The following is an 11,845-nucleotide window of genomic DNA, read 5'->3' on the forward strand; positions in this document are numbered from 1 at the left end:
CGATCTCGAGCTGCGTCCGGGGCGGGTGCACGCGCTCGTCGGCGAGTCCGGCTGTGGCAAGTCGACGCTGGCCGGCGCGCTCATCGGCATGCTCCCGCCGGGCACCCGCGCGACCGGGTCGGTGAGGGTGTGCGACACCGACGTCACCGCTGCCCTGGGCCACCCGCGTGCCACCCTCTGGGAGGGGCTGCGCGGCCGACGCATCGGCACCGTGGCCCAGTCGAGCGCGACGTACCTGACCCCGACGCGCAAGGTCGGGTCCCAGTTGCGCGAGACCCTTGCCGCCATCGACGGGCGTCACACCCCGGAGGACCTGCTGGCCCTCGTCGGGCTCCCTGCCGAGGTGCTCGATCGGTACCCGCATGAACTCTCCGGTGGCATGGCCGGTCGGGCGGCCGTGGCGTTCGCGTTGGCCGGTGACCCCGAGGTCCTGCTCGCCGATGAACCCACCGCCAGCCTCGACCCCGAGTTGACGCGCAGCACCCTCGCCCTGCTGCGTCGCCACGCCGACCTGGGAGCAGCGGTGCTGCTCATCACCCACGACCTCGGGGCACTGCTCGACACCGACGTCGCGGACGACCTCTCCGTGATGTACGCCGGGCGGATCGTCGAACACGGCTCGGCCACGGACGTGCTCGCCGCCCCGAGTCACGCCTACACCCGCGCGCTGCTGGGTGCCCTGCCGCGCAACGGTCTCCAGCCCATTCCGGGGATGCCCCCGTCCCTGACCGATCTCGACCCGTCGGTGACGTTCGCCGACCGTCTGGAAGGTGCCCACCCATGAGTCCCCATCACCTGCGCCCGGCCGCCGAGGCCGGGGTGGACACCAGCCTGCAGGCCCTCGACGCCACCCTCGGCTACGGCGGGCAGGCCGTCATCACCGGCGCGACCGTGACGATCGCACCCGGCGAGGTCGTGGGCCTGACCGGGCCCTCCGGCTCGGGCAAGACCACCCTGGGGCGCGCGTTCGCCGGACTGATCGCCCCGATGGCCGGGTCGGTGACCCTCGGCGGCGAGGCGATCGAGACGCGCCGCGGGCGGATGTCGGGACGCGTGGCGATGCTGTTCCAGTCGCCACGGCGCTCCTGCGACCCGCACTTGCGGCTGGCCGAGATCATCGCCCAACCCCTGACCGTCGGGCGGGGGGCGCGACGCGGAGTGCGGATCGCGGCCGACGAGCGGGAGCAGGCCGTGCGCGGGGTCGCCCGCCGTGTCGGACTGACCGACGACCTGCTCGGCCGCCTGCCGCGGGAGGTCTCCGACGGACAACTCCAGCGGGCCGCGTTGGCCCGCGCACTCGTCTCCGAGCCTGACCATCTCGTGTGCGACGAGGCCACGTCCATGCTCGACGCGGCGACGACCGCCTCGGTGATCGGGGTGATCAACGGCGCCGTGGAACGCGGCATGGGCGTGCTCGCGATCAGCCACGACCACGAGTTGCTGCACGCCTGGACCCCGACCGTGCACGACCTCGCGGCCGTGACGACGTCAATCGCGTCGAGGGGTGAGGCCGTGTCCGATCCGGTGACGCCATCGGTCCCCGTTAGGCTGGCCGGGTGAACGAAGTCGAGATCGGTCGAGGCAAGCGGGGCCGTCGGGCCTACTCCCTGGATGACATTGCCGTCGTCCCGTCACGGCGCACCCGTGACCCCGAAGAGGTGTCGCTCGACTGGCAGATCGACGCGTACCACTTCGAGATGCCGGTCATGGCCGCGCCGATGGACTCGGTCATGTCCCCGGCCACGGCGATCGCGTTCGGCAAGATGGGCGGTCTGCCGGTCATCGACCTCGAGGGTCTGTGGACGCGCTACTCCGATCCCGTGCCGCTGCTCGAGGAGATCGCCACCCTCGACCCGGCGACCGCCACGCAGCGCATGCAGGAGATCTACGCCGAGGAGATCAAGCCGGAGCTCATCACGGAGCGGCTGCGCGAGATCCGTGAGGCCGGGGTGACCGTGGCCGGTGCGCTCAGCCCGCAGCGCACCCAGCAGCACTACCGCACGGTGCTCGCGGCCGGGGTCGACCTCTTCGTCATCCGTGGCACGACCGTCTCGGCCGAGCACGTCTCCAGTCGCGTCGAGCCCCTCAACCTCAAGCGGTTCATCTACGAACTCGACGTGCCGGTCATCGTCGGGGGCGCGGCGAGCTACCAGGCGGCGCTGCACCTCATGCGCACCGGCGCCGCGGGTGTCCTCGTCGGGTTCGGCGGCGGCGCGGCGCACACCAACCGCACGACGCTGGGCATCCACGCGCCGGCGGCCACGGCCATCGCCGACGTCGCGGCGGCACGGCGTGACTACCTCGACGAGTCGGGTGGCCGGTATGTCCACGTCATCGCCGACGGCGCCGTGGGCACCTCGGGCGACATCGTCAAGGCGATCGCCATGGGCTCGGACGCGGTCATGCTCGGCGCGGCGTTGGCGCGCGCGACCGATGCGCCCGGCGGCGGGTTCCACTGGGGCAGCGAGGCACACCACCACGAGTTGCCCCGCGGGGAGCGGGTCGAGGTCGGGCAGGTGGCGCCGCTGACCGAGGTGCTCTTCGGCCCCGGCCGGGACGCGCGCGGTACGACGAACCTCATGGGTGCGCTGCGGCGGGCGATGGCCAACACCGGCTACACCGAGGTCAAGGACCTGCAGCGCATCGACGTCGTCGTCTCGCCGTACAAGGTTCGCTGACGCCAGATCTCTGGCGCGCTTGGCTACCGCCGAGTAGCGTAGTGACCCATGTCATCCGAGGCCATCGCCGACCCCATGATCGACCGCAGTGCGACCCTGCTTGTCGACCCCGCCGTGTGCCGCCGTCTCACGGCCCGGGTGGTGAGTTCTCGCTCGGCCCCGAACCTGACCACGAACTCGCCGCTGACCGGCGGCGCGATCGGGGACCTGCCCGCCTCGACCATCGACGACGTGGATCGCGCGTTCGCCACGGCCCGAGCCGCCCAGCCACGGTGGGCCGCGACCTCCATCGCCGACCGTACGGCGATCCTGCTGCGCCTGCACGACATCATGCTCGACCGGCAGCGCGAACTGCTCGACCTCTGCCAGATCGAGACCGGCAAGACGCGCATGCACGCCTTCGAGGAACTCGGCTCCGTGGCCGTCGTGGCGCGCTACTACGCCCGCACCGCGACCGCGCACCTGCGCCCGCAGCGCCGCCGCGGGGTCTACCCGGTGCTGACCCAGGTGACCGAGTACCACCACCCGGTCGGCGTGGTCGGCATCGTCTCCCCGTGGAACTACCCCCTCGCGATGGCGTTCGAGGATGCGCTACCCGCCCTGGCCGCCGGCAACTCCGTCGTGCTGCGCCCGGACCCGCAGGGCACGCTGACCGCGCTCGCGCTGGCCGAATGCCTCGACGACGCCGGTCTGCCCGAGGGCGTGCTGCAGGTCGTCGCCGGCGGAGCCGAGATCGGCGCGGCCGTCCTCGACCGCGGCGATGTCGTCGGATTCACCGGATCGACGGCCACTGGCCGCAAGGTCGCCGAATCGGTGGCCGGGCGCCTCGTCGGATACAGCCTCGAACTCGGCGGCAAGAACACCCTCTACGTCGCCGACGACGCCGACCTCGACAAGGCGGTGCCAGGGGCAGTGCGGGCCGTGTTCGCGTCGGCCGGCCAGACCTGCATCGCCATCGAGCGGATCGCCGTGCACACGGCCGTTGCGCAGGAGTTCACCGCGCGTTTCGTCGCCGCCGTCAAGGAGATGCGCGTCTCCGTCGACCTGGCGTTCGGCCCGGACATGGGCTCGCTGGTCTCCCAACGACAGCTCGACACCTTCCGCGAGCACCTGAGCGACGCGCAGGCCAAGGGCGCGACCGTGCTCGCCGGTGGCCGCGAGCTGCCGGAGATCGGGCCGTTCTGCGTCGAGCCGACGGTCCTGGCCGACGTCACGCCCGATATGATCTGCTACGGCCACGAGACGTTCGGCCCGCTGGTCAGCCTCCACGTCGTGCCCAGCGACGAGGGTGCCATCGCCTTCGCCAACGACACCGACTACGGCCTCAACGCCTCGGTCTGGACCCGTGACACCCGCCGCGGCAAGGACATCGCCACGCGCATCCAGACGGGCACGGTCAACGTCAATGAGGGCTATGCCTCGGCGCACGGCAGCATCGACGCACCCATGGGCGGGATGAAGGCCTCCGGGGTCGGGCGCCGTCACGGGCAGCAGGGCATCCACAAGTACACCGAGTCGCAGACCGTCGCGGTGCAACATCTCGTGTCCTACGGCCCGGTGTTCGGGATGTCCCAGGAGAGGTTCGCCGCGACGTTCACCGGAGGCATGCGCGCCCTGAAGAAGGCCCGTCTGAAGTGAGCGCCAAGTTCAACGCCACCCGGGTCGATGCGGCGAATGCCGACGTCGACGTCATCGTCATCGGCTCCGGTTTCGGCGGTGCGGTGGCCGCGCTGCGTCTGGCCGAGAAGGGCTACCGCGTTCACGTGTACGAGGCGGGCCGCCGCTTCGAGGACGAGGACTTCGCGAAGACCAGTTGGGACCTGAAGCGGTTTCTCTGGGCGCCCGAGCTCGGCTGCTACGGCATCCAGCGCATCCACGTGCTGCCCCACGTGGCCGTGCTCGCCGGTGCCGGCGTGGGCGGCGGCTCGCTCAACTACGCCAACACCCACTACGTGCCGCCGAAGGAGTTCTTCACCGACCGGCAGTGGGGCCATATCACCGACTGGCAGGACGAACTCGCCCCGCACTACGCGATGGCCCAGCGCATGCTCGGCAGCACCGGGCACGAACTCGACGGCCCGGCCGAGGAGGCGATGCGTGGCACGGCCGAGTCGATGGGCGTCGGCTCCACCTTCCGGCGCACCCCGGTGGGGGTGTGGTTCGGCACACCGGAGAAGCGCGTGGCCGACCCGTACTTCGGCGGCGCCGGACCCGATCGCACCGGCTGCACACTGTGCGGCAACTGCATGGTGGGCTGCCGCGTCGGGGCGAAGAACACCCTGATGAAGAACTACCTCGCGCTCGCGGAGAAACTCGGCGTGACGATCGAGCCGATGCGCACCGTAACCCACCTCGGCGAGGTACCGGGCTCCGACCCGTCGTCGCCGGTCATGCGCGTGCGCACCGAGCGCACCGGCGCGCGCGGAGCAGCGAAGGACCCTCGTGTGCTCACCGCCCGTCACGTCGTCCTGGCCGCCGGCACGTGGGGCACCCAACAGCTGTTGCACGCCATGGCCGGGTCCGGCGACCTGCCGCGACTCTCGCCGCGGCTGGGGGAGCTGACCCGCACGAACTCCGAGGCGCTGCTCGGGGCGATGACCGCGCGCGTCCCCGACGGCGGTGGGCTCGACACCGGAGTCGCGATCACCACCTCGTTCCACCCGGCGTCCGACACCCACGTCGAGGCCGTGCGGTATGGCAAGGGGTCGAACTCGATGGGGCTGCTGATCTCGCTCCTCGTGCCCGGAGACACTCCAGGCATCGGGCTGGGCAAGCTGCTACGGCACATTCGGCGGCACCCGGAGGAGGCCTGGACGTTCGTGCGTCACCCCCCGATCCGCCGGTGGTCGGAGCGCACCGTGATCCTGCTCGTCATGCAGACGCTCGACAACTCGATCACCTTGTCGCGCCGGGGGAAGCGTGGCCTGACCTCACGTCAGGGACACGGTGAGCCGAATCCGTCGTGGATCCCGTTGGCGCACAACGTGGCCCGCGAAGTGGCGAAACAGTTGGCCGAGGTCACCGGTGTCAACGCCGTCATCGGCGGCAACATCGGCGAGCCGTTCAACATGCCGATGACCGCGCACTTCCTGGGCGGAGTGCCGATCGCGGACTCGCCCGAACGCGGAGTCATCGATCCCTATCACCGGTTGTACGGCCATCCGTCGATCAGTGTCGTCGACGGCTCGGCCGTCTCGGCCAACCTCGGGGTGAACCCGTCGCTGACGATCACCGCGCAGTCCGAGCGCGCGTTCTCGCTGTGGCCGAACAGGGGCGAGGCCGATTCGAGGCCGGTTCCGGGAGCGTCGTACCGGCGCGTCGAACCGGTGCCGGCACGTCATCCGGCGGTCACCCGCTGGGGGCCGGCGCGTGGCCCGGCTGACGGTACTGCGGACAATGCGGCCGACGGCGCTGCTACCACGGCCGCCGCACCGGCCCGCACCACGGCCGGGTGAGGCTCCCAGACTCCTCCCGTACCCTGTGTCGGTGCTTCGGACTGCCCTGACCCCCAAATTCCTGGGGCTCCTGGCGTTCGCGATCGCCTTCTTCATCGCGACGATCTTCCTGGGGCGGTGGCAGATGGGCGTGGCCCACGACCGTGGAAGGCTGGACGACGTCTCCCAGGCCGGCCAGCGTCCAGCGGTCGAACTGACCACCTACCTCGACCCGGGCCAGGCGTTCCCCGCCGATGCCAGCGGCCAACTCGTCGACGCCACCGGTCGCTACGTGCCCGCGCACGAGGCGCTGGTCGGCGGACGGTTGCTCGACGGCCGCGACGGGTACTGGGTCGTCACCGCGCTCCGGACGCAGGAGGCCGTCTTCCCCGTCGTACGCGGGTGGGTGCCCGACCCGGCTGACGTGTCGGCACCGCCGACGGGCACGGTCACCGTGCGCGCGTCACTGGCGCCGAGTGAGTCGCCGGTCGAGGGGACGACCGTGCTGCCCGCTGGTCAGATCCCCTCGATCGACACCGCGCGTCTGGTCAACCTCTGGGACGGGACGATCTACAACGCCATCGGGTTCGCCCAGTCCGAGACCCGCGACGGCGCCGAAATCGCGGCCGCCGCCCCGATGAAGCGCATTCCACCGCCCATGCCGAACATCACACCGAACTCGCGCAACGTCGCCTACGCCATCCAGTGGTGGGCGTTCGGGGTGTTCGGGTTCTGGTTCTACTGGCGCATGCTGCGCACCGAGGTCCGCCTCGCCACCCCGACCCCCGTGAAGAAGGAGCCGATCCATGCCTGAGATCCCGACCGAGACCTCCGACCAGACCGTGCCGGTCGACGAGCGCGAACTCGCCTCGACCCGCACCGCGCTCAAGGTGTTCCGGGTGATGTCGTTCGTCGCCGGTACCGCGCTGTTCGTGCTGATCCTCGAGATGGTGCTCAAGTACGGGTTCAACAACGACGTGCTGGCGTGGTGGAGCCCCGTGCACGGCCTGATCTTCATGGTCTTCGCCGTCGCCACGGCCAACCTCGGTTTCAAGGTCGGCTGGTCGCTGCTGAAGATGGCCGGGATCCTGCTGGCCTCGTGCCTGCCGTTCGTGCCGTTCATCATCGAGTCGAAGGTGTGGAAGCAACTGGCGCCGAAGCTCGGCCTGTGAACGCTGGCTAAGATTGACCGGGTGAGTGACTCCCTACAGACCCACCCCGTTCTGGTCGTCGACTACGGCGCGCAGTACGCCCAGTTGATCGCCCGTCGTGTGCGCGAGGCGAAGGTGTACAGCGAGGTGGTGCCGCACACCATGTCGGTGGCCGAGATGCTGGCCAAGGAGCCGGCCGCGGTGATCCTCTCCGGCGGGCCGTCCTCGGTCTATGCCGACGACGCTCCGGGCCTCGATGGCGCCCTGCTCGAGGCGGGCGTCCCCGTTTTCGGCATGTGCTACGGCTTCCAGGCGATGGCCCAGGCGCTCGGCGGCGAGGTGTCCCGTACCGGCCTGCGCGAGTACGGAGCGACGCCCGCGACGGTGACCGATCGCACCTCCACCCTGTTCAACGGCCAGCCCACCGAGCAGTCGGTGTGGATGAGCCACGGCGACTCGGTCACGGTCGCCCCCGACGGCATGACGGTGACGGCCACGACCGCCGGTGCGCCGGTCGCCGCGATCGAGGATGACTCGCGCCGCCTCTACGGCGTGCAATGGCACCCCGAGGTGATGCACTCGACGTTCGGGCAGCAGGTCCTCGAGAACTTCCTGCACCGCGGCGCGGGCATCCCCGCCGATTGGACGCCGGGCAACGTCATCGAGGACCAGGTCAACGCGATCCGAGAGCAGATCGGCGACGCCGCGGTCATCTGCGGACTGTCCGGCGGCGTGGACTCCTCCGTCGCGGCCGCCCTCGTGCAGCGCGCCGTCGGTGACCAGCTGACCTGCGTGTTCGTCGACCACGGATTGCTGCGCGAGGGCGAGGCCGAGCAGGTCGAGATGGACTTCGTCGCGGCGACCGGCGTCAGGCTCGTCACCGTCGACGCGCGCGAGACGTTCCTGGGTGCGCTGGCCGGGGTCAGCGATCCGGAGGAGAAGCGCAAGATCATCGGTCGTGAGTTCATCCGCACGTTCGAGCAGGCGGCGCGTGACATCGTCGGGCACGGCGCCCAGGATGGTCATCCGGTCGAGTTCCTCGTCCAGGGCACGCTGTACCCGGACGTCGTCGAGTCGGGCGGGGGAGCGGGCACGGCGAACATCAAGTCGCACCACAACGTCGGCGGTCTGCCCGACGACCTGCAGTTCAAGCTCGTAGAGCCGCTGCGGGCGCTGTTCAAGGACGAGGTCCGCGCGATCGGGCGGGAGCTCGGTGTGCCCGAGGAGATCGTCGCGCGCCAGCCGTTCCCCGGGCCGGGTCTGGGGATCCGCATCATCGGTGAGGTCACCGAGGACCGCCTCGCGACGCTCCGTCGGGCCGATGCGATCGCGCGTGAGGAGTTGACCAAGGCCGGTCTCGACAACGAGATCTGGCAGTGCCCGGTCGTGCTGCTCGCCGATGTGCGTTCGGTCGGAGTGCAGGGCGACGGGCGCACCTACGGTCACCCGATCGTGCTGCGGCCGGTGTCGTCGGAGGACGCGATGACCGCCGACTGGACCCGCGTTCCCTACGACGTGCTCGCGCAGATCTCCACCCGCATCACCAACGAGGTCGACGAGGTCAACCGTGTGGTGCTCGACGTGACGAGCAAGCCGCCGGGCACCATCGAGTGGGAGTGACGCCAGGCTGAGACCGAGCGTCACAGGAATGGGGCCAGCGTCACGGGTAATAACCGGTGACGCTGGCCCTCTTTGTGTGACGCTCGCGCGTGGTGTTGCGCGCCGTCGTCAGACGAAGTGCTGGCGGAACGACGCGGCCGCGTCGGTCACGGTCTGGTCGATGACGCTGAGGAAGCCCTCGTCCAGGAGCGCGCGACCGTTGAGACCCTCGGCGATGCCGCGCTCCTGCGTCACGTTCGCGACCGCCCGCCGGTGGGTGAAGGTGTCGAACCCGGTCTTGCCGTGGTAGGCACCCGAGCCGGAGTTCCCCACCCCGCCGAAGGGCGCGCCGGGCAGGAGCGCGTGGGCGATGCCGTCGTTGCGGGTGACCCCGCCACTGGTCGTCCCATCGAGGAAGGCACGGAACTCGTCGTCATCCTCGCCGTACCAGTAGGCACCCAGCGGGTTGGGTCGATTCCGGACGTACTCGATGGTCTCGGACACGTCGTCGTAGACGTAGATCGGCAGGACGGGGCCGAAGATCTCCTCGTCGGCGATCCGCGCGGTGGCCGGGACGTCGAGCAGGATCGTCGGCGCGATGCGACGCGTCGCGGCGTCGGGCAGGCTCGCCAGTTCCGCCTCGGGGGCCACGACGATCGAGGTGGCGCCCTGCTGGACGGCATCGTCGACGAGACCCGTGACGCGCTGGAAGTTGCGGTCGTTGACGATCGAGACGACACCGGGGTTGTCGAGCACGTCGGGCAGGAGCGCGGAGAACTCGGCGCGCAGACGATCGACGAACTCGTCCTTGAGCTCACGCGGGACGAAGACATAGTCCGGGCACAGGCAGATCTGGCCGCTGTTCAGGGCTCGGGTGCCGGCGATGCGGTGGGCCGCCAGGTCGAGGTCGGCGCTGCGCGCGACGACGACCGGGTTCTTTCCGCCCAGCTCCAGGGTGACCGGGGTGAGGTTCTTCGCGGCGGCCTGGGCGATGAGGCGACCCACGCCGGGGGATCCGGTGAAGAACAGGTGGTCGAAGGGCAGCTCGCTGAACGATCGGGCCGTCTCGAGGTCGCCGGTGACGATCGCGAACACGCTCTCGTCGATCGCCTCGGCGAAGAGCTTCGCGAGGAGGTGGCCGGTGCGGACATGGAACTCCGAGAAGTTCAACATGACGCGGTTGCCGGCCGCCAGCGCCGCCATGGCCGGCTCGAAGGCAAGGATCACGGGGAAGTTCCACGCGCCGATGACGCCCACGACACCCAGTGGCTTGTTCTGGATGAATCCGCCGGGGATCTCCGTCGGCTCCATCCACGACTCCAGTGAGGCCAGGGTCGCCTGGACATCGGGCACCCACGCGGTCGTCTCGAACGCCTTGGTCAGCTCCGGCGGGCGGAAGCCGTAGTCGAGGCTGAGCGTCTGCGCGATCTCGTCGATGTTCTCCAGGATGGTCACCGCGACTCGGGCGACGCGGTCACGGCGGACGGCCGCGCTCACGAAACCCTCCTGCCGGAAGGTGTCTCGCTGCAGGGTCAGGATTCGCTGCAGCTCCCCGGCTGACACGTGCTGAGGTTCAAGGACCTCGACCGTGGTGTCTGACGTCATCGTCCAACTCCGTTCGTCTCACCCGCGCTCCTGCGCAGGCCGGGCCGGCTGGGCCCGGGTGATGGTACGACCAAAAGAATGACACACAGCGTGCCTTTGGCGCTAGATCTGTCATGTGTGGGTTCTTCGCGGTGACGCGCGTGTCGGCGGTGCCGGCTGTTGGCTAGTGGAAGTAGACGGTCGCCCCCGTGCTGGCGCGGCAGGTGACCCACTCAAGCTCGGGCACGGGATCAATCCGCGAGACGCAGTGCATCCGGTAGGTGCGATCGGTCACCGGGCTGTACGCGTCGACGCTGACCGTGCCACCCCCGGCGCGCAACCACGCGGCCTGCACGCTGTGCGCGAAGGCACACGTGGTGTCGGGACCGACCTGGAGCCCAGCGACATCGCACTCCCGGCGGGGTCCGTCGTCGTCAGGTTGGTCCGGCGTGACCCGCTGAGCCGTTGCCCCGGACGTCGGCGTCACGGTGATGGTCGTGGTCGTCGTGACATCGGGCGGTGAGGAGCCATCGTCCTCGCCGGACTCCTCGCCTCCGGCGCCCCCGGAGTTCGACTCCGGCGAGGTCGGGCCCGCGGCCGTCGCGATCGGTGCGTCGGCGGGCGTGGCCAGGCGCGGGTTCACGGGCCCCCAGTACGCCAGGCCCAGCACCACGGCCAGGACCACGACGCTGACGCCGACCCCGAAGAGGGTCAGCCGCCCGCGGTGCCCGAGCCCGGCATCGCGCACCGGGTGGCCGCACTCCGGGCAGAACCGGCCCGTCACCCACGCACCACAGTTTTCGCACGGCACGATGCCGCTCCCCCCTGCTCGTCCCGCCCCGAGTGGGCGCGCACGAGTATTCGTAGCAGAGGCGCCCGACAACGGCACGCGGGGTGGCGCCGACTCAGATACCGAACGGAGCGGCGTAGCGCACGACCCCCGCCGGCAGAGTCCGCGCGGGGTCGAGCGGCAGCGCCATGAGCGCCTCGTCGGGCACCTCGATGCTCAGCGAAATGCCGTACATCGACGCGCGCTCGAAGCCGAACCGCGGGTAGTAGTCGGGGTGGCGACGACCGACAGCCCGTCGATCCACGCCGGGTCCTCGCGCAGGGCGTCGACGACGTCGGCCTCCTCGGCGGTGTCGAAGGCCGCGAGAACCACCTGGCGGATCGCCGTCCGGTCGGCGAGCCTCTCGACCCGGGTGATCCATCGGCCGGGGGCGGTCATCGCGTGTCCCCCTCTCAGCGGACGCTCAGCCGCGCCGGTCGAAGTCCCGGTCACCGCGACCACGGCCGCGGTCGCCGAACCCACGGTCACCGAAGTCACGCCCGCCCCGGTTGCGGTCGAAGTCGCGCCCGCCCTCGCGTCCGCGCGGCCCACCGCCACGGCGCCCGCCGC

At 70.5% G+C, this 11,845-nt stretch carries 11 protein-coding genes; 8 read left to right on the forward strand and 3 right to left on the reverse strand.

All coding sequences use genetic code 11. The features are described from left to right. The 8 genes from KD1_RS10060 to guaA all read left to right on the forward strand — a co-directional run. A partial coding sequence (locus KD1_RS10060) for an ATP-binding cassette domain-containing protein (RefSeq protein WP_068401355.1) occupies positions 1-784 on the forward strand: 784 nt, incomplete at its 5' end. Then, positions 781-1,560 carry an ABC transporter ATP-binding protein gene (locus KD1_RS10065; protein WP_083542349.1) on the forward strand — a complete coding sequence of 260 codons (780 nt, stop codon included), beginning with the start codon at positions 781-783 and terminating at the stop codon, positions 1,558-1,560. The genes KD1_RS10060 and KD1_RS10065, both read left to right, overlap by 4 nt. After that, positions 1,557-2,678, forward strand: coding sequence for a GuaB3 family IMP dehydrogenase-related protein (locus tag KD1_RS10070; RefSeq protein ID WP_068401362.1), 1,122 nt, complete (start codon positions 1,557-1,559; stop codon positions 2,676-2,678). Before KD1_RS10065 ends, KD1_RS10070 begins: the two co-directional genes overlap by 4 nt. Positions 2,679-2,726: 48 nt before the next feature. Next, the gene (locus KD1_RS10075; RefSeq protein ID WP_068401372.1) at positions 2,727-4,316 is read left to right on the forward strand and encodes a succinic semialdehyde dehydrogenase; all 1,590 of its coding nucleotides are present in this window, start codon (positions 2,727-2,729) and stop codon (positions 4,314-4,316) included. Next, positions 4,313-6,133, forward strand: coding sequence for a GMC oxidoreductase (locus KD1_RS10080; RefSeq protein WP_083542350.1), 1,821 nt, complete (start codon positions 4,313-4,315; stop codon positions 6,131-6,133). The genes KD1_RS10075 and KD1_RS10080 overlap by 4 nt, the downstream gene beginning before the upstream one ends. Positions 6,134-6,164: 31 nt before the next feature. Further along, a complete protein-coding gene (locus KD1_RS10085; RefSeq protein WP_169795376.1) occupies positions 6,165-6,926 on the forward strand; it encodes an SURF1 family protein in 762 nt (253 codons plus the stop codon). Then, positions 6,919-7,284, forward strand: coding sequence for a DUF3817 domain-containing protein (locus KD1_RS10090; RefSeq protein WP_068401378.1), 366 nt, complete (start codon positions 6,919-6,921; stop codon positions 7,282-7,284). The genes KD1_RS10085 and KD1_RS10090 overlap by 8 nt, the downstream gene beginning before the upstream one ends. A 21-nt stretch (positions 7,285-7,305) precedes the next feature. Next, positions 7,306-8,883 (forward strand): glutamine-hydrolyzing GMP synthase, encoded by a 1,578-nt coding sequence (gene guaA / locus KD1_RS10095; protein ID WP_068401386.1) that lies wholly within the window; start codon positions 7,306-7,308, stop codon positions 8,881-8,883. 108 nt (positions 8,884-8,991) lie between these two features. On the opposite strand, the gene KD1_RS10100 is transcribed toward guaA, so the two are convergent. The 3 genes from KD1_RS10100 to KD1_RS16275 form a co-directional block, all read right to left on the reverse strand. Beyond that, positions 8,992-10,467 carry an aldehyde dehydrogenase family protein gene (locus KD1_RS10100; protein WP_068401387.1) on the reverse strand — a complete coding sequence of 492 codons (1,476 nt, stop codon included), beginning with the start codon at positions 10,465-10,467 and terminating at the stop codon, positions 8,992-8,994. Positions 10,468-10,630: 163 nt separating this feature from the next. Beyond that, positions 10,631-11,230, reverse strand: coding sequence for a hypothetical protein (locus tag KD1_RS10105; protein WP_068401390.1), 600 nt, complete (start codon positions 11,228-11,230; stop codon positions 10,631-10,633). Positions 11,231-11,452: 222 nt separating this feature from the next. Then, positions 11,453-11,674 carry a GNAT family N-acetyltransferase gene (locus KD1_RS16275; protein ID WP_245627357.1) on the reverse strand — a complete coding sequence of 74 codons (222 nt, stop codon included), beginning with the start codon at positions 11,672-11,674 and terminating at the stop codon, positions 11,453-11,455. Positions 11,675-11,845: the final 171 nt, after the last annotated feature.

Source organism: Kribbia dieselivorans NBRC 106261 (assembly GCF_001552435.1).
Classification (GTDB): domain Bacteria; phylum Actinomycetota; class Actinomycetes; order Actinomycetales; family Dermatophilaceae; genus Kribbia; species Kribbia dieselivorans.